Here is a 21,247-nt window from a genome sequence, read left to right as displayed (position 1 = left end):
CTGGCGGCTAAGAAAAGGCAATGTGGCCCGAGGCGATGTAGCTCAGTCGGTTAGAGCGAACGACTCATAATCGTTAGGTCGCCGGTTCGAGTCCGGCCATCGCTACAACAACAACAAAGACGGGTGAAAGAGAACTGACGTGGCCTCCAGTACCGACATACGGCCGAAGATCACTTTGGCGTGTGAGGTGTGCAAGCACCGCAACTACATCACCAAGAAGAATCGGCGCAACGACCCGGATCGGTTGGAGCTGAAGAAGTTCTGCCCCAACTGCGGCAAGCATCAGGCGCACCGCGAAACCCGGTAGGTGCCAGAGCAGTGTCCCTAGCCGATCAGATCGTCGGGATGCGCTACCGCTATCCCGATTGCTACGTGGTCGAGCGCGAAAAGATCCGCGAGTACGCGACTGCGGTCAAAAACGACGACCCCGCGTTTTTCGAGGAGAAGGCCGCCGCCGAGCTGGGCTATGACGCGTTGGTGGCGCCGCTGACGTTCATTTCGGTGTTCGGCTACAAGGCTGTGTCGGCGTTCTTTGCAGCTGCGGGTGTCGAGGTTAACGACGCCCAGATCGTTCAGGTGGATCAAAGGCTGGAATTTCTGCGGCCGATCAAGGTCGGCGACCGCTTGTACTGCGATATTTCCGTCGAGTCGGTTCGGCGCGCCCACGGCACCGACATCATCATGACCAGGCAGACAGCCACCAATGAAGCGGGCGAGGTGGTGCAGGAGACCTACACGACCCTGGCAGGTCGTGCGGGTGAAGGAGATGAGGGTTTTAGCGATGCCACTGCGTGAGTTCAATTCGGTGAAGGTGGGTGACCAGCTGCCCGAGAAGGTGTATTCGTTGACCCGGCAGGATCTGGTGAACTATGCCGGCGTGTCGGGTGACCTGAATCCCATTCACTGGGACGACGAGATCGCCAAGATGGTGGGCTTGGACACCGTGATCGCGCACGGCATGCTGACGATGGGTCTCGGCGGTGGCTTCGTGACGTCGTGGGTCGGCGACCCGGGAGCGGTGACCGAGTACAACGTGCGCTTCACCGCGGTGGTGCCGGTTCCCAACGACGGCAAGGGCGCCGAGGTCGTCTTCGGTGGCAAGGTCAAGTCGGTCGATCCCGAGAGCAAGACCGTGACCATTGCGATCACCGCCACTGCCGGCGGAAAGAAGATCTTCGGTCGGGCGGTCGCTTCGGCGAAGTTAGCGTAAACATGGCCATCAAGACAGATATCCGTGGGATGATCTGGCGCTACCCGGACACCTACGAAGTGAGCAGAGAAAAGATCCGGGAATTCGCCAGGGCGATCAAGGCTGACCATCCGGCCTATTTCGACGAGAAGGCGGCCGCCGAACTCGGGTATCCCGCGCTCGTCGCGCCGCTGACCTTCCCGACGATCTTCGCCAAGCTGGTCCAGAGCGATTTCATGCGCAACGTCGATACCGGCTACGAGACGATGAACATCGTCCAGGTCGACCAGAAGTTCATCTACCACAAGCCGATCATCGCGGGCGACGTGCTGCACGCCGAGATGGAGGTCCAGTCCGTCCACGAAAGGTTCGGCGCCGACATCGTCGTCACCCGGAACATCTGCACCAACGACGCCGGGGAGGTCGTGCTGGAGGCCTACACCACGATGATGGGTAACGAGGGCACCGACTCGGTTGCGCTCAAGTGGGACATGGAGTCAGGACAGGTCGTCCGAACCGCCTGATTAGTACCTGAGACTGCGCCGATGTAAACTCGGACCTCGGGGTTTTCCCATAATCAGCGCTTTCCGGTAGTTGAATACGGGTGCGCGCGTCGTGTGAGGCCCCGTGCGGGTTGGCCTACCAACCTGCGAAGGGGCGTAGCTCAAATGGCAGAGCAGCGGTCTCCAAAACCGCAGGTTGCAGGTTCAAGTCCTGTCGCCCCTGCTGCGTCGGGTGACGATGCGGGCGGTAATGGCCCGAGCAGGAACCGGACATAGTGGGATGGTGGACACTGGATGGTGACCCCCGTGGATCGAGTGAACTTAAGGAGCATGTGGTGAGCGACGAGCGCGACGGTGCCGACGCAGGCCTCGGCTCACTCGGCAACGAAACCGAGGAACCCGGTGGACGCCACGCTCGGACGGCCGTGGCGACCCGACCGCAACGCCCCACCGGCAAGCGGTCCCGGCAGCGGGTAGCCGCCGCGGACGACGGTGAGACGACGTCGGAGGCAGTCGAGGTCGCCGAGGACGAGGAGGGCGCCAAGCCCAAGAAGGCGAAGACCAAGAAGGCGGGCAAGGACGGAAAGCCCAAAGGCCCCAACCCGATCATCTTTGTCTACAACTACCTGAAACAGGTGGTCGGCGAGCTGCGCAAGGTGATCTGGCCGAACCGCAAACAGCAGGTCACCTACACCTCGGTGGTGCTGGCGTTCCTGGTGTTCATGGTGGCGCTGGTCGCTGCGGCCGATTTCGGCCTGGCCAAGCTAGTGATGCTCGTGTTCGGTAATGGCTGACGAGCTGAAGTTATAGAGAGGACTTATCCCGTGACTACCTTCGAGGGCGACAAGCCCGCGGGTGAAACGGTCGACCTGGCGGAAGCCGTAGAAGACGTACAAGAGTCGAGCCCGGATGCGGTGGCTTCCGAAGAGTCGGCCCCTGAAGACGGCACCGAAGAGGGCACTGAAAAGGCCACTGAAGAGGCCGCTGAAGCGCAGCAAGAGTCGCAAGAGCCTGAAGAGGTCGACCCGGCCGCCGCGTTGAAGGCGGAGCTGCGCACCAAACCCGGCAAGTGGTATGTCATCCACTCCTACGCCGGATACGAGAACAAGGTCAAAGCCAACCTCGAGACCCGTGTGCAGAACCTCGATGTCGGCGACTACATCTTCCAGGTGGAGGTGCCCACCGAAGAGGTCACCGAGATCAAAAACGGCCAGCGCAAGCAGGTCAATCGCAAGGTGCTGCCGGGTTACATCCTGGTGCGCATGGATCTGACCGACGACTCGTGGTCGGCGGTGCGCAACACCCCGGGCGTCACCGGGTTCGTCGGCGCGACGTCACGCCCGTCGCCGCTGTCGCTGGACGACGTGGTGAAGTTCCTGCTGCCGCAGAAGACGGCGAAGAAGCCCGTCAAGGGCGCGGCCAGCACCGCGGCGGCCGCCACCGAGAGCGGGCTGGAGCGGGCTCCGATCGAGGTCGACTACGAGGTCGGCGAATCGGTCACCGTGATGGACGGGCCGTTCGCCACGCTTCCTGCCTCGATCAGCGAGGTCAACGCCGAACAACAGAAACTCAAGGTGCTGGTGTCCATCTTTGGCCGCGAAACACCTGTGGAGCTGACCTTTAACCAGGTCTCCAAGATCTAAGCGCCGAAACCGCTGGAAGGGAATTAGGGAAGAACATCATGGCCCCGAAGAAAAAGGTCGTTGGGCTGATCAAGCTGCAGATCGAAGCCGGGCAGGCCAACCCTGCCCCGCCGGTCGGTCCCGCGCTCGGCCAGCACGGCGTGAACATCATGGAGTTCTGCAAGGCGTACAACGCTGCCACGGAAAGCCAGCGCGGCAACGTCGTCCCCGTGGAGATCACCGTCTACGAGGACCGCAGCTTCACCTTCACGCTCAAGACGCCGCCTGCCGCCAAGCTGCTGCTCAAGGCCGCCGGCGTGAGCAAGGGCTCGTCCGAGCCGCACAAGACCAAGGTCGCCAAGGTGACTTGGGATCAGCTTCGCGAGATCGCCGAGACCAAGAAGGCCGACCTGAACGCCAACGACGTCGAGGCCGGTGCGAAAATCATCGCCGGCACCGCCCGATCGATGGGCATCACGGTCGAGTAGCTCTCGACCGGTGGGAGGGCCAGCTTCGGCCCGCTTGTCAACCACAACCAGAGAATGGATAACCAATGAGCAAGAAGAGCAAGGCATATCGCGCCGCCGCCGAGAAGGTGGATCGCACCAATCTCTACACCCCCCTAGAAGCCGCCAAACTGGCTAAAGAAACGTCGTCGAAAAAGCAGGACGCGACCGTCGAGGTAGCGATCCGGCTCGGCGTCGATCCGCGCAAGGCCGACCAGATGGTTCGCGGCACGGTCAACCTGCCGCATGGCACTGGCAAGACCGCGCGGGTGGCGGTCTTCGCGGTCGGGGAGAAGGCCGCCGAAGCCGAGGCGGCCGGCGCCGACGTGGTCGGCAGCGACGACCTGATCGAAAAGATCCAGGGCGGGTTCTTGGACTTCGACGCGGCGATCGCCACCCCGGACCAGATGGCCAAGGTCGGCCGGATCGCGCGGATCCTCGGGCCGCGTGGCCTGATGCCCAACCCCAAGACCGGGACCGTGACCCCGGACGTCGCCAAGGCGGTGGCCGACATCAAGGGCGGCAAGATCAACTTCCGGATCGACAAGCAGGCGAACCTGCACTTCGTCATCGGCAAGGCGTCGTTCGACGAGAAGCAGCTGGCGGAGAACTACGGCGCCGCGCTCGACGAGGTGTTGCGGCTCAAGCCGGCGGCGTCGAAGGGCCGTTACCTGAAGAAGATCACCATGTCGACGACCACCGGTCCGGGCATCCCGGTCGACCCGTCGATCACCCGCAACTTCGCCGCCTAGTAACGCATCGGGCTAGCCGCCGCGTTCGGTGATACGCCGGCGCAAAAACGCCTGCGCCGGCTCGGAGCCGGTGACAGCCAGCGCTTGTCGGTAGCAGGCAAGCGCTTCGGCGCGCTGACCATCGCGGCGAAGCAGATCGGCGCGGATAGCGGGCACCAGTTGGGAGCGGGCCAACCGCGGGTCGTCGGCTACGGCGTCCCACGCGGCGAGCCCGGCGCTCCAACCATCCCGAAAGCCAACGGCCAGAGCACGATTCGCTCGTACTACCGGTGAATTCGTGATCGACACCAAGGTGTCGTAGGCCGTGCAGATGGCGTGCCAGTCTGTTCGCTCCCAGCTGGGCGCGGTGGCGTGCAGAGCCGCGATCGTCGCCTGCGGCAGATACGGTCCGGTCGAACCCGCCGCCAGGCGAAGCTGATGCAAACCCCGGGTGATGCGGGCGTGGTCCCATTGGCTACGGTCCTGCTCGTCGAGCGGCACCAGCGCCCCGCTGTCGTCCACCCGAGTTGCCCGCCGCGAATCATGCAGCAGCACAAGGGCGGCCAGTGCGTGGGTTTCCAACTCGCCGGGCATCAGCTTGCACAACTCGCCCGCCAGCCGCACTCCCTCGTCGCACAGCTCGTCGCGGATGGCCGACGGGCCGGCGGTGGACCAGTATCCCTCGGTGAACACCGAGTAGATGCAGCCAAGCACATGCGGGGCCCGCTCGGGCAACAACTCGGCCGGCGGCACCCGCAGCGGGATGTTGGCGTGCCGAATTTTGTTCTTGGCGCGGGTGATTCGCTGGCCGACGGCCGCCTCGGTCTGCAGCAACGCTCGGGCGATCTCGGCGACGGTGAGTCCGGACACCAGCCGCAGCGTCAGTGCCAGCTGCGAAGTCCGGTCGAGTGCCGGATGCGCGCACGTGAACATCATTCGCAGCTCGTCGTCGCGGACCGGATGGACATCCACCTGGTCGGTTCGCGCTCTGATCTGGTCAACCACTGCGGCCAATTCCTTTCCAGGGCGCACCGATTCGCGGCGCAGCCGGTCGCGGGCTCGATTGCGCGCCACCGTGAGGACCCATCCGCCCGGGTTGTCGGGTAGCCCGTCGCGCGGCCAAGCCCGCAACGCCTCGGCGAAGGCTTCCTGGACGGCGTCTTCGGCGACGGTGAGATCACCCGACCAACGGGCCAGTGCGGCCACGGCCGGGCCCCACTCGCGCCGAAAGATGCCGTCCAGGTCAACCATGTGCTACAGGCCGGAGACTCCCGCCAGCTGGCGCAGCTCCACCGTGCTGGCGGGGATCATCGAAGCCAGTTTGACCGCCTCGTCGCGATCGCTCGCCGACAGCACGTAGAACCCGGTAGCTATCTCGGCGCTCTCCGGGTATGGCCCGTCGGTCAACAACACCTGGTTGTCGCGGACGCGCACGGTGGTCGCCGTCGCCGGCTCATGCAACGCCGCGCCGCCGGTGATGTGATCGCCTGTGGCAGTGGCGAATTCACCGTGTCGTGCCGCCTCGGTCTGCCACTCCGGCGTGCCGGGAGTGTGGACGTTGGGTGGCGGCTCCTGCAGCAGAGCCAGCCACTGGCCGCCGGTGTGTGACCAATCGGGGTCGAACGCGTGGTAGAGCGGCCGAACTTCGATCGCGCCGTGCTTGGCGGCGGGAATGTCGCGAGCGAAAGCCAGTGCGTCGTCGAGGTTCTCGGCTTCGAATACGTAGTATCCGCAGGCGATCTCGGCTGCCTCGGCGAAGGGGCCGTCGGTGACCACCGGTGCGTCGGGACCGCCACTGATGTGCACATTGGGTGTCGGTCGCAGCGCGTCACCGCTGCGGATGGCCTCGTGGACTTTGGCGTGGAAGTTTTCGTAGGCCGTCATTTCGGCGGCGCCTTCGTCGGGCGTGAGGTCCCGCTCTCGGCTGAACAGCAGGGCAAGGTACTGCATGGTCGTCACCTCCGGTAGTGAGCAGAACCCGTTGTTCCACTCTCTACCTGTCCGACGAACGAGGCCAGCCGAATCCGACAGGCCCGTGCAACTAATTCAGGCAGCTGCGGGCTTGAGGTAGGTGACCAGACTGCAGTCGAGCGCCTCGTCGGCGAAGTAGCGCTCGCAGCCGCGCAGGTATTTCATGTAGCGCTGGTATACCTCTTCGGAGGTGATCTCGACGGCCTTGTCGTGGTTGGCTTCCAGCGCGTCACCCCAGATACGCAACGTCTTGACGTAGTGCGGCTGCAGCGAAAGTGGTTCGGGGACAATGAAGCCGGCCTCCTGGCCACGCTCCACCATCATCGCGGTGGACGGCAGCCGGCCGCCGGGGAAGATCTCGGTGACGATGAACTTGATGAACCGCGCGGTTTCGAAGGTCAGCTTTTTGCCGCGGGCAGCCAGGTCGTACGGGTGAAAGCTCACGCTGCTCTGCACGGTCATCCGCCCGTCGTCGGGCATGATGGCAAAACAGTTCTTGAAGAACGCCGGGTAGTTCTCGTGGCCGAAGTGCTCGAATGCCTCGATCGACACGATCCGGTCGACCGGGTCGCTGAAGTCTTCCCAGCCGCGCAGCAGCACCTGATGTGACCGGTTGGTGTCGACCTCGTCCAGCAGTCGTTGGGCGCGGGCCTGCTGGTTCTTCGACAGGGTCAGGCCAATGACATTGACGTCGTACTTCTCGATGGCCCGTTTCATCGTGGTGCCCCACCCGCACCCGATGTCCAGCAATGTCATCCCCGGTTTGAGGTCGAGCTTGTCCAGGTTCAGGTCGATCTTGGCGATCTGCGCCTCTTCCAGGGTCATGTCGTCGCGCTCGAAGTAGGCGCAGCTGTAGGTCCGCGTCGGGTCCTGAAACAGGCCGAAGAAGTCGTCGGACAGGTCATAGTGCGCCTGGATGTCTTCGGAGCGCGTCTTGGTAGGAGTGCTCGGCTTGTCAGGCATCTGCGTCTACTCACCCTTCCTGATCATGTGGTGCAGCTCGCGGGTGGCGCGCGCACCGATGTCCGTACAAGTCATCCACCGGCGGTAGAACCATACCCGTTTCACATCACCGTCTGACGGAAGATGGCTACTTTGCCAGGGTGAACTGGTTGACGTCGATGTAGCCCACCCGGAATCCCTTGGCGCAGCCGGTGAGGTAATGCATGTAGCGGTCATACATCTCGGTCGATTGCATCTTGATGGCTTTGTCTTTGTTTGCCTCCAGCGCCGCCGCCCAGTGATCGAGGGTTTTGACGTAGTGCGGCTGCAGTGACTGTCGGCGGGTCAGCGTGAAACCGGCGTTCGACGAGCGGTCCTCCACCATCTCGATGGACGGCAGCCGGCCGCCGGGAAAGATCTCGGTCATCATGAATTTCAGGAAGCGGGCCAGCTCGAACGTCAACGGCATGCCGCGCTCAACCATTTGTTGCCCCGTCAGGCCGGTGATGGTGTGCAGCAACATGACCCCGTCGTCGGGAAGGGCGTCGTAGGCCATCGCGAAGAAGTCGTCGTAGCGGTCATGGCCGAAGTGCTCGAACGCGCCGATCGACACGATCCGGTCGACGGGATCGTCGAAGCTCTCCCAACCTTCCAGCAGGATCCGGCGGCTGCGGTCGGTGTCCAGGTCGTCGAACAGCTTGCGCACATGCTCAGCCTGGTTCTTCGACAGCGTCAGGCCCACGACGTTGACGTCGTAGGTTTCGATCGCGCGGCGCATGGTGGCGCCCCACCCGCAGCCGACGTCGAGCAGCGTCATCCCGGGTTGCAGATCCAGCTTGCCCAGCGCCAGGTCGATCTTGGCGATCTGCGCCTGTTCCAGCGTCATCTCGTCGCGCTCAAAATAGGCGCAACTGTAGGTCTGCGTTGGGTCGAGGAATAGCCGGAAAAAGTCGTCAGACAGGTCGTAATGAGCCTGAACGTCGGCGAAATGCGGCGTCAGTTTGTGCGCCATAGCTGCGCCTTCCCGATTTCGATGATGTCGGCGCTGCGGCGAGCCGTCTTTTTACCCCCAACCCCCGAGCCATGCTACGGGAATGCCGCTCGGCCAACGAGTCGACAGATCAGCCAGCCGCGAAGATGGCCGTCAGCTCACCGATGATCCGGTCCCACAGCTGCTCAGGCAGGTCGTGGCCCATGCCGTCGAAGGTCACCAGCCGCGCGCCACGGATGGACTGGGCCACCGCGCGCCCCCCGGCGGGCCGCACCAGCTTGTCGGCCAGACCATGCAGGACGACGGTCGGCGCGCTGATCATCCGGTTGTAGTGTTTCAGGCTGCCGCTGCCCAGGATCGCGTTGAAATGCCGGGCGATGCCCCAGGGGTAGTAGCTGCGCTCGTAGGCCTCGATCGCGTCGTTGCGGACCCGGTGCTCGGGCGCCGGGTAGGCGGGGCTGCCGATGATCCGGGAGACGCGTACCGCGTTGTCCACGACGACCTCTCGGGGTGAGCTCGGCGGCGGTCCCTTGAGCAGCGCCATCAGGGCGCGCGGCGCCGGCGGAGGTAAGAGCCGCTGGTTGTTGCTGGAGAAGATCACCCCCAGCGAACGCGTCCGCTCGGCGAAGCGCGCCGCGAAAATCTGGGCGATCATCCCGCCCATCGAAGCCCCGACGATGTGGGCGCGCTCGATGCCCAGGTGGTCGAGTACCGCGGCGGCGTCGTCGGCCATGTCCTCCAGCGTGTAGGGCGCTCGGCTCGGCAGCCCCAGCCAGAACCGCAGCATCCGGGGGATCTGCGCGCCGGGGGAATGGGTGCGCTCGGTCTTGCTGGACAGCCCGACATCGCGGTTGTCGTAGCGGATGACGCGCAGACCCTCGGCGATGAGCTTCTCGCAGAACTCGGTTCGCCACATCAGCAGCTGGGTGCCCAGCCCCATGATCAGCAGCACCGGCGGGTCGTCCGGGTTGCCCATGTCCTCGTAGTAGATCTCCAGATCGCCCGAGCGGGCGGTACCGCGCCGAAGTTCCATTCGGCTAGACCTCGACATCGCTTTGGTGCTCGCGGCTGACCTCGACCATGAAGTTGGCGAAATATCCGGTCAGCTGCGGGTCGGACATCATCTGCCAGCGCGGCGCCAGCAGTTTCATGTACCGCTCGACGTAGAGGAACTGCTTGCCGATCAGCACCAGCTCACGGGGCAGCTTGACGTCGTAGGCGTCGGCCAGCGCGGAGAGCTGCCGACCGATATCGGCATACGACATCTCGCCGAGCGTCTGCATGGTGAGTGGTGTGGAGAACTTCTCCAAGTCCTTGGCGGCCTGGGCCTCGGGCTTGACGGTGCCGACGGCGCCCATCAGCACGACGATCTTGCCGGCGGCGGCGTGGTCCTTTTTCACCAGCAGCGCGTAGACCAGCTCGCGCAGCAGCCAGCGGGTGCGCGGGTCGATGCGGCCCATGATCCCGAAGTCGAAGAACACGATGCGCCCCTGCTCGTCGACGTAGAGGTTGCCGGCGTGCAGGTCGCCGTGGAACAGCCCGTGCCGCAGCCCGCCCTCGAACAGGCTGAAAATGAGCGCCTTGACCAGCTCGGTGCCGTCGAACCCGGCCTTGCGAATCTCGGCGACGTTGTCGATGCGGATGCCGCGCACCCGCTCCATCGTCAGCACCCGTTCGGTGGTGTAGTTCCAGTACACGGTGGGCACCCGGATGTTTTTGCCCAGCGGAGAGGCATGAAGGTGGGCCACCCAGGCCTCCATCGACTGGGCCTCCAGGCGGAAGTCCAGCTCCTCGGCCAGGTTGCCGGAGAAGTCGGCGACGACGTCCTGGGCGGACAGCCGGCGACCCAGCTTGGCCAGTTCGACGGCCTGCGCGAAGCGCTTGAGGATCTGCAAGTCGGCGGCGACCCGGCGGCGGATTCCCGGCCGCTGGATCTTGACGACGACCTCTTCGCCGCTGTGCAGGGTGGCGTAATGCACCTGCGCGATGGAGGCCGACGCGAACGGCTCCTCTTCGAAGCTGGCGAACAAGTCCTTGGGGTCGGCACCTAGCTCTTCGACGAAGAGCTTGTGCACCTCGCGCGGGTCCGCCGGCGGCACCCGGTCGAGCAGTCCGCGGAATTCCCGGGACAGCGATTCGCCGAACGCGCCCGGGCTGGATGCGATGATCTGGCCGAATTTCACATAGGTGGGGCCCAGGTCAACGAAGGTCTGCGGGAGTTGCTTGATCGCCTTCTCCTGCCAGCGACCGCGGCTGGGCAGCTGGGCGATGATGCGGGCCGCAGTACGGGTGAGCTGCCAACCCGTCACGCCGATGCGGGCCGCTTCGACCGGCAACGGCACCCGGTCCAGCTTCGCGAGCTCGCGATGATTGTTGGAACTCATCCTCGCAGTGTCTCAAATTGCGCAGGTCGTTACCGAATCACACAGCTCACGGGGGCCCTACCTTCACCGCGAGCGGGCGCAGTTGTACGCGATCTGCGGCGTGTCGGCGTACAACCACGCCCGCTCGCGGCGAAAAAAGGGGGGCAAAAAGGGGGCTAGCGGGTGAAGTTCTCGGTGAGTGCCTCGACGATCGGGCGCCACACCGGCTCGGGCAGGTCATGGCCCATGCCGTCGACCACGACGAACCGTGCCCCGGGGATGGCCGCGGCCACCGCTTTGCCGTTGCGCGGCCGCAGCATGGGATCGGCCGAGCCGTGCAGCACCACGGTGGGCACGGTGATCGCCTTGGTGTATTCCAGCAGGCTGCCGGTGCCCAGCACCGCGTCGAACTGGCGCAGCATGCCCTGCGGATAATTGCCGCGCTGGGCGAGCTGCTCCACGCGTCGACGAAGTTCGCCTTCGGGCGGCAGGAAGTTGGGACCGTTGAACACCGCGACGTTGCGCACCTCGTAGGCCAGCTTCTCCTCATCGGACGCGTCCCGGCCGGGCGAGTCGAACGCCAGCCTGATCACCCGCCAGGCCGGCGGCGCGGAGAACCGCTTGCCGGTGGTCGACATGAGGATGCCCAGCGAGGCCACCCGCTCGGGTTGGGTGGCGGCCAGGATCTGCGCGATCATGCCGCCCATCGAGGCGCCGACGACATGCGCCCGGTCGACCGCGAGGTGGTCGAGCAGCCCGACGACGTCGCGGGTCATATCCAGCAGGGTGTAGGGCACCGGGCTGGGCTTGCCGAACAGGTAGCGCCAGATTCGCCGATAGACCGTGCCGTCGGCGCGCAGCCCGTGCATCTTGGCCGACAGGCCGGTGTCGCGGTGGTCGAACCGGATGACCCGATAGCCGGCGTCGACCAGCTGCTCGCAAAACCCGTCCGGCCACATCGGCAGCTGCGCGCCCAGCCCCATGATCACCAGTACCGGCGGGTCGCTCGGGTCGCCGAGGTCCTCGTAATAGATCTCGACGTCGCCGGCGACGCCGCTACGCGTCAGCATGCTTTCTCCAGGGCGTGACCCAGGGTTGTGGCTCCCAGTTCTCCAGGCCGGCGATCAACTCGTACATGGTGGCGCCGTCGATGCTTTCCCGGATGATGTCGGCGTGGCCGGCGTGGCGGGCCAGCTCGTTGATCACATGCAGGATCACCCATCGCACCGACCAGGCCTTGGTGTTCGTGGGGAACCACGGAATATCTTCTGGCACCGGCACTTCCGCATCCAGGTCGGCAGTTTCGACCAGGCGGAGCGATTCGGCGTTCTGCGTCTGGAACGCGTGCAGCAAGCTGGCCAACGTCTCCTCGGGCCGCATCACGTGCTGCTCGGCGAACTCCTTGGTGATCACCTCGAACGGCCGGGTGTCCTTGGGCGGCGCACCCGGGGCGGCGGCGACTCGCGCCATCCAGGTGCGCTGCAGACCGGTGGCGTGCTTGACCAGCCCGCCCACCGACAGCGCGCTGACCGAGGGCGTGGAGCGGGCCTGTTCGTCGGTCAGGCCGTAGCACACCGCGAAGTATGCGCTTTGGTGATAGGCGAGGTATTCGCGCAACGCGCTTCGTTCGTCGGCGACGGGCGGGGCCAGAGCGGGCATGGGTAGTCCTTATCACGACGTGATACCGAGCCGGTCGCTCAGCACCAAAAACGCCACCGCGAAGTCGTTGCCGGCGGTCTCGGCGCGCACCCGGTCCCAGTCGATCCGCTCGCGCACGGCGCGCACCGACGGCAGCAGCGCGGCGAAGTCGCAGTGGTGTTCGGTCATCGCGCACAGCTTCTGGATCACCACCACCGTCGGCTCCAGCACCGGCAGGCGGATCGCCAACACGTCACGTTCTTCGGCCGAGCTGATCAGTTCCGGGGTGACCGCCACGCCGTTGATCCGGTGCAGCACATCAACGACGGCGCCGCCCAGGCAGGCCTTGAACAGCCAGTCTTCGGGTGTGCGGTCGATGCTGAACCCGGCCTTGCCCAGCGTGTTCGCGGCGGCTTCGACGTCGGGCTCGGCGACGACGAAGTCCACGTCGTGCACCGGTTCCGGTCCGCCGTACACCCACAGCGCGTAGCTGCCGGCCAGCGCGAACTCCGGCCCATGCGCCTTGAGCGCCGAGGCCGCGCATCGCAGCGCCTCACGGAGCGCCTCATTGCTTGGGAACACCGCCAACTCTTTTCAACTGGGTATGTAGTTACCCATGCGGATGGCCACCTTCAACATCCTGCACGGCCGCAGCCTGCGTGACGGCGACGTCGACGTACACAGACTCGCCGATTGTGTGCGCCAGCTGGACGCCGACGTGCTGGCCCTGCAAGAGGTGGACTACGACCAGCCGCGCTCGGCGAGGGCCGACCTGACCGCCGTGGCGGCCGAGGCGATGGGCGCGGTCAGTCACCGGTTCGTCGCGGCGATCGCCGGTACGCCCGGCAGGACGTGGACGGCCGCCACCGGCGACGCGCAGCCGGGCACCGCCGCCTACGGCATCGCGCTGCTGTCCCGGTATCCAGCGACCAACTGGCAGGTGCTGCGGCTGCCGCGGGTCGGCATGAAGTTCCCGATGTATCCGCCCGGACCCCGCCAACTGCAGATCGTCAACGAGGAGCCGCGGGCGGCGGTGCTGGCGCGACTCGACACCGATCTTGGCCAGCTCACGGTGGCCAACACCCACCTGTCGTTCGTTCCCGGGTGGAATCGGGTGCAGCTGCGTAGGCTGATCCGCGCTCTGCGTGGGCTGCCCGGGCCGCACGTGCTGATGGGGGATCTCAATATGAGCCCGCCGACGCCGCAGCGCTGGACCGGGCTGCGCTCGCTGGCCACCGCGCGGACCTTTCCGGTCGACACTCCCGACCGTCAGCTCGACTACATCCTCACCGACGACGCCGGCTTGGCTGCCGAAGCGCACTCGGCGCCGCCGCTGTCGATTTCGGATCACCGGCCATTGATCGTCGACGTTTCCCGGCGGTGACCCCCGCAATCGCACGACCGGTCGTAAGGTGCGGGCATGCGGGTGATCGCTGCGGAGTCGACGGAGCTTTTCGTCGGACCGCCCGATGCGCCGCTGCAGCTGGCCCGTGTCACCGTCAGCGGATGCACCGATCCGACCGTGCTGCGCGTCGACGGTGAGGGTCTCGCCGGCGAAGCGACCGCGCAGGTCGGCCAGGAGGCCGTCGAGGTCCCGATCGCCGTAGACCACCCGGTGGTGGGCGAACGCCGGATCGGCCGGGTTCATGCCGAAGACGAGTCGTTGAGCTTCTCGTTCACCGTCGCCGAACCGGGCTGGACGATGTTCATGATCAGCCACTTCCACTACGACCCGGTGTGGTGGAACACCCAGGGCGCCTACACCAGCGTGTGGCGGCAGGACCCGCCGGACAAATGCCGGAACGGGTTTGAGCTCGTGCACGCCCATCTGGAGATGGCCCGCCGCGAACCGGAATACAAATTCGTGCTGGCCGAGGTCGACTACCTCAAGCCGTACTGGGACACCCACCCCGAGGACCGCGCCGACCTGCGGCGGTTCATCAGAGAGGGCCGCGTCGAGATCATGGGCGGCACCTACAACGAGCCCAACACCAACCTCACCAGCCCCGAGACAACGATTCGAAACCTGGTGCATGGCAGCGGTTTTCAGCGTCACGTGCTCGGCGCCGACCCGGCAACTGCCTGGCAGCTCGACGTGTTCGGCCACGATCCGCAGTTCCCCGGCATGGCCGCCGACGCCGGCCTGACCTCGAGCTCGTGGGCCCGCGGGCCGCACCACCAGTGGGGTCCGATGCACAGCCAGGCCGGGCTTGGCGGCATGCAGTTCTGCAGCGAGTTCGAGTGGATCGCGCCGTCGGGTCGTGGACTGCTGACCCACTACATGCCCGCGCATTACGGGGCCGGCTGGGGCATGGACGACGCCGCGTCGCTGGCCGAGGCCGAAAGGGAGACCTACCGGCTTTTCGAGCAACTGCGCAAAGTCGCGCTCACCCGCAATGTGTTGCTGCCGGTCGGCACCGACTACACGCCGCCGAACAAGTGGGTCACCGCGATTCACCGGGACTGGGGCGCTCGCTACACCTGGCCGCGATTCGTGTGCGCGCTGCCCCGGGAATTCTTCGCCGCGGTCCGCGCCGAGCTGGACGCGCACGGGTCGGTGCTGTCGCCGCAGACCCGGGACATGAACCCGATCTACACCGGCAAGGACGTGTCGTTCATCGACACCAAACAGGCGAACCGTGCCGCCGAGAACGCGGTCCTGGATGCGGAGAAGTTCGCCGTGTTCGCCGGGGCATTGGGCGGCGCCGATTATCCGCAGGCGGCGCTGGCCAAGGCGTGGGTGCAGCTGGCCTACGGCGCGCACCACGACGCGATCACCGGCTCCGAATCCGACCAGGTGTACCTGGATCTGCTGACCGGCTGGCGGGACGCGTGGGAACTCGGCCGCCAGGCCCGGGATAACTCGCTGGCGGTGCTGTCGAGCGCGGTCGACGGCGATGTCGTGGTATGGAACTCGTTGGGGCACAGCCGAACCGACGTCGTCACGGTCGGGCTCGACGACGGGATGCGGATCCTGGATGTCGATGGCACCGAGGTGCCGGGTGTCTGGCACGACGGCGGGTTGTTCAGCTTCGTGGCCCACGAGGTGCCGTCGTTGGGCTGGCGAGCGTATCGAGTAGCGCCCGGTACGGTTTCGCGCTGGAAACCGATGTCCGGCAACGTGATTGCCAACGATTATTACCGGCTGGTTGTCGACCCGGAGCGCGGCGGCGGGGTGGCGTCGCTGGTCTCATCGGGCCGCCGGGAGCTGATCGCGGACGGGCGGCTGGGCAACGAGCTGGCGGTCTACGACGAGTACCCGGCCCACCCGACCGGCGGTGAGGGCCCGTGGCATCTGCTGCCCAACGGGCCGGTCGTCGGTTCCTCGGAAGCCGCGGCGACGGTGCAGGCCTACCGCAGCGCACTGGGCCAGCGGGTGGTCATCCGCGGCCGGATCGGCACGGTGCTGCGCTACACGCAGATTCTCACGCTGTGGCAAGGGATCTCGCGGGTCGACTGCCGCACCACAGTGGACGAGTTCACCGGCTCCGACCGCCTGCTGCGGCTTCGCTGGCCGTGCCCGGTGCCGGGCGCCATGCCGGTCAGCGAGGTAGGAGACGCCGTCGTCGGGCGCGGGTTCGCGCTGCTGCACAATCCCGGCACCGAACAGTCGGTGGACACCGCGCAGCACCCGTGGACGCTGGACAACCCCGCCTACGGCTGGTTCGGGTTGTCCTCGGCAGCGCGGGTCCGCGTCGGCGACGCGGTGCGTGCGGTGTCGGTGGCCGAGGTGGTTTCACCGGCCGAGCCGGAATCCGGCCCGTTGGCCCGCGAGTTGATGGTCGCCCTGGTTCGCGCCGGCGTCACCGCGACGTGCAGCAGCGCCGACAAGCCGCGGTACGGACATTTGAGCGTCGACTCCAACCTGCCGGACACCCGCATCGCGCTCGGCGGACCGGGCCAGAACGCGTTCACCAAAGCCGTGTTGGCAGCTGCCGATCCCGCCTACACCATCGAGCTGGACCGCCAGCTGGCCGACCAGGGCTGCGCTCGGGTGTGGGTGCCGGCCGCGGCGCCACTGGCACAGACCTGGCTGCCCGGCGCGGACCTGCGCGACCCGCGGGCCCTGCCGGTACTGGTGATCGCCGGCCGAGACGACGCCGATCTCGCGCCGGCGATCGCGTCGCTGGTGGGCGACCTCGCCGACGCCGAGATCGTCGTCACCCAGCAAACCTCGTCGGGAATGCAGAGTTTCGAGCCCTACACCGTCGCCCTGCTGAACCGCGGAGTGCCGAGCTTCGCCGTCGACACCGACGGCACGCTGCACACCGCGCTGATGCGGTCCTGCACCGGCTGGCCGTCCGGTGTGTGGATCGACGAGCCGCGGCGCACCGCACCCGACGGCTCCAACTTCCAGCTGCAGCACTGGACCCACACGTTCGACTATGCGCTGGTGTCCGGCGGCGGGGATTGGCGCCAGGCCGGAACCTGTTCGCGCAGCGCGGAATTCGGTAACCCGTTGCACGCGGTGGTGTGTTCCCGGCGATCGGGCAGGCTGCCGGCCACCGGCTCGCTGCTCGAGGTTGAGCCGGCCGGCACGGTGCAGCTCGGCGCGTTGAAGGCGGCGGGCAACCCGCTGGCACGGGGCAGCGCCGCGCCCGTCGACCCGCGCGATATCGCCATCCGGCTGGTGGAAATGCACGGCGCCACAACCGACGTCGCGGTGCGGTCATCGCTTGGCGCAGTGTCGAAACTTCGCCCGGCCGACCTGCTGGAGGCGCCGTCGGGGCACCGCAAGTTCACTGCGTTGCACGGCTATCAGATCGCAACCGCGCTGGCCCGCCTCGACATGCCCGCGCTGATCGACGCCGCAGATACCGCGCTGGGACCGCAGACCGAAAACGCCCAGCCGTTGTATGCCCGCTACTGGCTGCACAACCGCGGCCCGGCCCCGCTGGGCGGGCTGCCAGCCGTCGCGCACCTGCATCCACAACGAATCACCGTGTTCGGCAACAAGATCACGCTGCGCTTGACCGCGGCCAGCGACTGCACCGACTCCGCGTTGGTTGGCACGGTGGACGTGGTATGTCCGCCCGGCTGGACGGCCAAGCCCGGGCGGCTGCCATTCACCCTCGAACCCGGCGCCTGCCTGGAGGCCGACGTGGTGATCACCACGCCGAAGCGCGCCGGCCCGGGGATCTATCCGGTGCGGGCCCAGTTGCGCATCACCGGCGACGACGTGCCGCCGTCGTGGCGGCAGGTGGTCGAAGATGTCTGTCTGGTGAATGTGGGCTCGACCGACGACAGCCGGCTGGTGTACTTCGCCGCCGAGCCGGTCGACGTCGAGGTGCGCGCCGGCGAGTCGACGCGGCTGACCGCTGCGGTGGGTACCGAGGCGTGCGCGGACCTGGCGCTGGAGGCGCACCTGATCAGCCCGTGGGGCACATGGGAGTGGATGGGCCCCGCCTCGCTGGGCGCAACGTTATCTGCCGGCGGCACAACCGAATTGAGTTTCGACGTGGCCCCGCCGGCCTGGGTCGAGCCAGGGGAGTGGTGGGCGCTGGTGCGGGTCGGGTGTGCGGGCCGGCTGTTGTACTCGCCGGCAGTCAAGGTGACGGTCCGATGACTCCGGTGGCAGCCACCGTGGGCGGCCAGGCGGTCCCCGTCGCCGAAGTCGACGCCCGCGAAACCCGGCTGCGGGCGGGCCCGCTGGCGGCCACGCTGCCGGCGCCCGGCACCAGTGAGGGCCGCCAGCTGCGGCGCTGGCTGACCCAGCTGATCGTGACCGAACGGGTGATCGCCGCCGAGGCCGCAGCGCTCGGCGTCACCGGGGCAGACGCGCCGGCCGAGAGCGAGGTGCTGCCCGATGCGACGGCCCGGCTCGAGATCGGAAGCATCGCCGCCGCCGCACTGGCCGACCCGAGCGCCCGTGCGGTATTCGCCTGCGTCACAGCCGGGCTCGACGTCAGCGACGACGAGATCGCCGACTATCACGCCCGCAACCCGATGCGCTTCGCGTGCCCGGCCAGCACCGGCGACGGGTGGCGCGCCCCGCCCACCGCCCCGCCGCTGCAGCAGGTTCGCCCGCTGATCGCCGAGCATCTGCGAGGTGCTCTGCGGCGCCGGGCCTTCCGGGCCTGGCTTGACGCGCGGCGGGCGGCGCTAGTGCGGTTGGCCCCCGGCTACGAGCATCCCGGCGACCCGCGCCAACCCGACAACACGCACCGGCACTGACCGCGCATGCTCACGCTGACTCTCGACATCGGTGGCACCAAGATCGCGGCCGGCCTGGTCGACGACACCGGCTCGCTCATGCATGCCTCGCAGATCCCCACCCCAAGCCAGCAGGTGTGGACCGCGGTTCACACCCTGATCACCGAGACGCTGCGGCTCGCCGGAGGCTCCGTCGACGCCGTCGGAATGGCGTCGGCCGGGCCCATCGACCTCGCCGCCGGCACCGTCAGCCCGATCAACATCGCCACCTGGCGCCGATTTCCGTTGCGGGACAAGGTCGCTGCCGTCGTCCCGGGCGTGCCGGTGCGGCTCGGAGGCGACGGGGTGTGCATGGCTCTCGGCGAGCACTGGCGCGGTGCCGGGCAGGGCGCCCGCTTCATGCTCGGCATGGTGGTGTCGACCGGGGTGGGCGGTGGGCTGGTGCTCGACGGCGTCCCCTATCACGGTCGCACCGGCAACGCCGGGCACGTCGGCCATGTCGTGGTCGACCCGGGCGGCGAGCCGTGCCGGTGCGGTGGACGCGGCTGCGTCGAAACCATCGCGTCCGGCCCGTCGCTGGTGCGGTGGGCGCAGGCCAACGGATGGACCGGGCCGGCCGACGCCGCCGCGCTGGCCGGCGCGGCCGCGGCCGGTGATGGAGTGGCGGTGCGCGCGTTCGAGCGTGGCGCCACCGCGTTGGCCGCGACGATCGCTTCGGTGGCCGCCGTGTGCGATCTGGACCTCGCCGTCATCGGCGGCGGAGTCGCCAAATCCGGTGCGACGCTGTTCACTCCGCTACGCGCGGCCGTGGAGCGTTACGCGGGTTTGGACTTCATCGGCGGCCTGCGTGTCGTCCCGGCGGCGCTCGGCGGCGACGCAGGCCTGATCGGCGCGGCCCGGCTTGTCCCGTCCGCGCGGTGACGTCGACGTTGCATGTGGATGCGCCCCCAGTCGCACAAGCTCGCCAGCACCGGGGCAAGCGTCAGCCCGTATTCGGAGATCGAGTAGTGCACACACGGCGGCACCGTGCGGGCGTCGTGACGCTCGATGATCCCGTCGTCGACAAGCTCGTGCAGATGCCGGATCAGCATCCGCTCGGTGATGCCGGGGATGCTGCGCCGCAACTCGGCCGTCCGCATCGGCCCGTCGCACAGCCGCCACAGGATCGTGCCCTTCCAACGGCCGTCGATCACCGACAACGCGGCGTCAATCGGGCAGTCGCTCTCAACTTTTTTCGACACCGCCATCGCAGCTCCCGGGGCCGACACTTTACTGACTAATTTGTCAGTACCTTGATTTTTGTCAGCATAGCGTCCAGAGTCGCCGCCATGAAAGAACTCATCGAAATACTTGCCGTTTTGGTCACCGGATCCTTGGTCGGCGTCGAGTTCGGCGTCGCCGCGTTCAGCCACCCGCTGCTCGCCCGGCTGCCCGACGACGCCTTTCGTGCCGCCCGCAGTGAGAGCAGCCGGGTGCTGGGCAAGGCCATGCCGTTCTGGTACATCGCCTCGCTCGCGCTGCTGGTCGCGGCGGCGGTGATCGCGCGCAGCCCCCTCGTCGGGGCGGCCGTGGTCGTGATGGCCGCGGCCATACTGCTGACCGTGACGGTGCTGGTTCCGATCAACAACCGGGTGGCGGCGTGGTCGGCCGGCGGTGAGGTCTCCTACGAGCTGGCGGGCCGCTGGGACCAGCTGCACTGGCTGCGGGTGGCGTCGCTCGCGGCGCTGTTCGTCCTGCTGACGGTCGGCTGTTTTGGCTGATAGCCCCCGGCCACGCTATGGTGATTGCCGATCCACCGAAGACCGTCGGTCACCGAGCAATCGGTCGAAGGTCCGGGAATTCCCGGCGGCCCACGCAGGAGGACGAGGCAACGCTGATACTGCACGCCCCGACCGCTTCCTGCGTCGGGGCGTTCGTCATTTCCGGGCTTGTGTAATACGTCAAGGAGGAATGCATGGCCCGGGCTGACAAGGCCGCTGCCGTTGCAGACATCGCAGAACAGTTCAAGGCGTCCAACGCGACCTTGATCACCGAATACCGCGGTCTGACGGTAGCCAACCTTGCCGAGCTGCGCCGGTCACTGGCCGGGTCGGCCACCTACACCGTCGCCAAGAACACACTGATCAAGCGCGCTGCCAGCGAGGCGGGCCTCGAAGGACTCGACGAGCTGTTCGTCGGGCCGACCGCGATCGCGTTCGTCAGCGGCGAGGCCGTCGACGCCGCCAAGGCCATCAAGACCTTCGCCAAGGAGCACAAGGCGCTGGTCATCAAGGGCGGCTACATGGACGGTCACCCGCTGACCGTCGCTGAGGTCGAGCGCATCGCCGATCTCGAATCCCGCGAGGTGCTCCTGGCCAAACTGGCCGGCGCCATGAAGGCCAACCTCGCCAAGGCTGCCGGCCTGTTCAACGCGCCGGCCTCGCAGGTGGCTCGCCTCGCAGCCGCTCTGCAAGAGAAGAAAGCCGCCGAAGCGCCGGCCGAAGCCGCCGAAGCCGCTGAAGCCGCCGAAGCGCCGGCCGAAGCCGCCGAAGCCGCTGAAGCCGCCGAAGCGCCGGCCGAAGCCGCCGAAGCCGCTGAAGCGCCGGCCGAAACCGCCGAAGCCGCCGAATAACTCACGGACCCACCCATCGCAAAAGAT

24 protein-coding genes and 2 tRNA genes are annotated in these 21,247 nt (G+C 66.9%); 16 read left to right on the top strand and 10 right to left on the bottom strand.

The window, feature by feature from the left end; all coding sequences use genetic code 11:
- Positions 1-31: 31 nt before the first annotated feature.
- The 10 genes from MSP7336_RS01635 to rplA all read left to right on the top strand — a co-directional run bounded on the left by MSP7336_RS01635 (position 32) and on the right by rplA (position 4,572).
- Positions 32-105: transfer RNA gene (locus MSP7336_RS01635), tRNA-Met, on the top strand.
- A 34-nt stretch (positions 106-139) separates the two neighbouring features.
- Complete coding sequence (rpmG, locus tag MSP7336_RS01630) at positions 140-307, top strand: 50S ribosomal protein L33 (RefSeq protein ID WP_069395712.1); 168 nt, start codon at positions 140-142, stop codon at positions 305-307.
- Between the two features lie 38 nt (positions 308-345).
- Positions 346-795 carry a (3R)-hydroxyacyl-ACP dehydratase subunit HadA gene (gene hadA / locus MSP7336_RS01625; protein ID WP_425325724.1) on the top strand — a complete coding sequence of 150 codons (450 nt, stop codon included), beginning with the start codon at positions 346-348 and terminating at the stop codon, positions 793-795.
- Entirely contained in the window at positions 782-1,210 is a 429-nt protein-coding gene (gene hadB / locus MSP7336_RS01620) for a (3R)-hydroxyacyl-ACP dehydratase subunit HadB (RefSeq protein WP_069395710.1), read from the top strand. Before hadA ends, hadB begins: the two co-directional genes overlap by 14 nt.
- 2 nt (positions 1,211-1,212) lie before the next feature.
- Positions 1,213-1,713, top strand: coding sequence for a (3R)-hydroxyacyl-ACP dehydratase subunit HadC (gene hadC / locus MSP7336_RS01615; protein ID WP_113962899.1), 501 nt, complete (start codon positions 1,213-1,215; stop codon positions 1,711-1,713).
- Between the two features lie 129 nt (positions 1,714-1,842).
- Positions 1,843-1,915: transfer RNA gene (locus tag MSP7336_RS01610), tRNA-Trp, on the top strand.
- 112 nt (positions 1,916-2,027) lie between these two features.
- Positions 2,028-2,486 carry a preprotein translocase subunit SecE gene (gene secE / locus MSP7336_RS01605; RefSeq protein WP_113964718.1) on the top strand — a complete coding sequence of 153 codons (459 nt, stop codon included), beginning with the start codon at positions 2,028-2,030 and terminating at the stop codon, positions 2,484-2,486.
- A 30-nt stretch (positions 2,487-2,516) separates the two neighbouring features.
- Complete coding sequence (gene nusG, locus MSP7336_RS01600) at positions 2,517-3,335, top strand: transcription termination/antitermination protein NusG (RefSeq protein ID WP_113962898.1); 819 nt, start codon at positions 2,517-2,519, stop codon at positions 3,333-3,335.
- A gap of 38 nt (positions 3,336-3,373) precedes the next feature.
- Complete coding sequence (rplK, locus tag MSP7336_RS01595; protein ID WP_113962897.1) at positions 3,374-3,802, top strand: 50S ribosomal protein L11; 429 nt, start codon at positions 3,374-3,376, stop codon at positions 3,800-3,802.
- A gap of 65 nt (positions 3,803-3,867) precedes the next feature.
- On the top strand, positions 3,868-4,572 hold the full coding sequence (gene rplA / locus MSP7336_RS01590) for a 50S ribosomal protein L1 (RefSeq protein WP_113962896.1): 705 nt from the start codon (positions 3,868-3,870) through the stop codon (positions 4,570-4,572).
- A gap of 12 nt (positions 4,573-4,584) precedes the next feature.
- On the opposite strand, the gene MSP7336_RS01585 is transcribed toward rplA, so the two are convergent.
- From MSP7336_RS01585 to MSP7336_RS01545, 9 genes are all read right to left on the bottom strand, one after another.
- A complete protein-coding gene (locus tag MSP7336_RS01585; protein ID WP_113962895.1) occupies positions 4,585-5,802 on the bottom strand; it encodes an RNA polymerase sigma factor in 1,218 nt (405 codons plus the stop codon).
- A gap of 3 nt (positions 5,803-5,805) precedes the next feature.
- Entirely contained in the window at positions 5,806-6,501 is a 696-nt protein-coding gene (locus MSP7336_RS01580; protein ID WP_113962894.1) for a YciI family protein, read from the bottom strand.
- A 96-nt stretch (positions 6,502-6,597) separates the two neighbouring features.
- Positions 6,598-7,485: a hydroxymycolate synthase MmaA4 gene (gene mmaA4 / locus MSP7336_RS01575; RefSeq protein ID WP_069395704.1), complete on the bottom strand. Its 888-nt coding sequence runs from the start codon at positions 7,483-7,485 to the stop codon at positions 6,598-6,600.
- Between the two features lie 127 nt (positions 7,486-7,612).
- Positions 7,613-8,476: a cyclopropane mycolic acid synthase family methyltransferase gene (locus tag MSP7336_RS01570; RefSeq protein ID WP_069395703.1), complete on the bottom strand. Its 864-nt coding sequence runs from the start codon at positions 8,474-8,476 to the stop codon at positions 7,613-7,615.
- A gap of 109 nt (positions 8,477-8,585) precedes the next feature.
- Positions 8,586-9,488 carry an alpha/beta fold hydrolase gene (locus MSP7336_RS01565; protein ID WP_069395702.1) on the bottom strand — a complete coding sequence of 301 codons (903 nt, stop codon included), beginning with the start codon at positions 9,486-9,488 and terminating at the stop codon, positions 8,586-8,588.
- Positions 9,489-9,492: 4 nt separating this feature from the next.
- Positions 9,493-10,839, bottom strand: coding sequence for an ABC1 kinase family protein (locus tag MSP7336_RS01560; protein WP_069395701.1), 1,347 nt, complete (start codon positions 10,837-10,839; stop codon positions 9,493-9,495).
- Positions 10,840-10,994: 155 nt separating this feature from the next.
- Positions 10,995-11,888, bottom strand: coding sequence for an alpha/beta fold hydrolase (locus MSP7336_RS01555; RefSeq protein ID WP_113962893.1), 894 nt, complete (start codon positions 11,886-11,888; stop codon positions 10,995-10,997).
- Positions 11,875-12,477: a DinB family protein gene (locus MSP7336_RS01550; protein WP_069395752.1), complete on the bottom strand. Its 603-nt coding sequence runs from the start codon at positions 12,475-12,477 to the stop codon at positions 11,875-11,877. The genes MSP7336_RS01555 and MSP7336_RS01550 overlap by 14 nt, the downstream gene beginning before the upstream one ends.
- Positions 12,478-12,489: 12 nt before the next feature.
- Positions 12,490-13,038: a nucleotidyltransferase gene (locus MSP7336_RS01545; protein ID WP_113962892.1), complete on the bottom strand. Its 549-nt coding sequence runs from the start codon at positions 13,036-13,038 to the stop codon at positions 12,490-12,492.
- Positions 13,039-13,072: 34 nt separating this feature from the next.
- Here MSP7336_RS01545 and MSP7336_RS01540 point away from each other — a divergent pair, with 34 nt between their 5' ends.
- From MSP7336_RS01540 to MSP7336_RS01525, 4 genes are read left to right on the top strand one after another with little or no spacing between them, the layout of a single operon-like run.
- Positions 13,073-13,840 carry an endonuclease/exonuclease/phosphatase family protein gene (locus MSP7336_RS01540; RefSeq protein WP_069395698.1) on the top strand — a complete coding sequence of 256 codons (768 nt, stop codon included), beginning with the start codon at positions 13,073-13,075 and terminating at the stop codon, positions 13,838-13,840.
- A gap of 36 nt (positions 13,841-13,876) precedes the next feature.
- Positions 13,877-18,022, top strand: a complete 4,146-nt coding sequence (locus MSP7336_RS01535) for a glycoside hydrolase family 38 N-terminal domain-containing protein (RefSeq protein WP_113962891.1) — start codon at positions 13,877-13,879, stop codon at positions 18,020-18,022.
- Positions 18,019-18,630 (top strand): DUF7158 domain-containing protein, encoded by a 612-nt coding sequence (locus MSP7336_RS01530; RefSeq protein WP_113962890.1) that lies wholly within the window; start codon positions 18,019-18,021, stop codon positions 18,628-18,630. Before MSP7336_RS01535 ends, MSP7336_RS01530 begins: the two co-directional genes overlap by 4 nt.
- A gap of 6 nt (positions 18,631-18,636) precedes the next feature.
- Positions 18,637-19,530 (top strand): ROK family protein, encoded by an 894-nt coding sequence (locus MSP7336_RS01525; RefSeq protein WP_113962889.1) that lies wholly within the window; start codon positions 18,637-18,639, stop codon positions 19,528-19,530.
- Here the strand turns inward: MSP7336_RS01525 and MSP7336_RS01520 are convergent.
- The gene (locus MSP7336_RS01520; RefSeq protein ID WP_069395694.1) at positions 19,425-19,856 is read right to left on the bottom strand and encodes a winged helix-turn-helix transcriptional regulator; all 432 of its coding nucleotides are present in this window, start codon (positions 19,854-19,856) and stop codon (positions 19,425-19,427) included. The genes MSP7336_RS01525 and MSP7336_RS01520 overlap by 106 nt on opposite strands.
- Before the next feature lie 81 nt (positions 19,857-19,937).
- Here MSP7336_RS01520 and MSP7336_RS01515 point away from each other — a divergent pair, with 81 nt between their 5' ends.
- Together MSP7336_RS01515 and rplJ are read left to right on the top strand one after the other, a co-directional pair.
- Positions 19,938-20,369: an anthrone oxygenase family protein gene (locus MSP7336_RS01515; RefSeq protein ID WP_113962888.1), complete on the top strand. Its 432-nt coding sequence runs from the start codon at positions 19,938-19,940 to the stop codon at positions 20,367-20,369.
- A gap of 194 nt (positions 20,370-20,563) precedes the next feature.
- Complete coding sequence (rplJ, locus tag MSP7336_RS01510) at positions 20,564-21,220, top strand: 50S ribosomal protein L10 (RefSeq protein WP_113962887.1); 657 nt, start codon at positions 20,564-20,566, stop codon at positions 21,218-21,220.
- Positions 21,221-21,247 lie beyond the last annotated feature (27 nt).

Source organism: Mycobacterium shimoidei (genome assembly GCF_900417275.1).
GTDB lineage: Bacteria > Actinomycetota > Actinomycetes > Mycobacteriales > Mycobacteriaceae > Mycobacterium > Mycobacterium shimoidei.
Note: the sequence above shows the minus strand (reverse complement) of the source record. Positions and strands in the feature narration are given on the sequence as shown.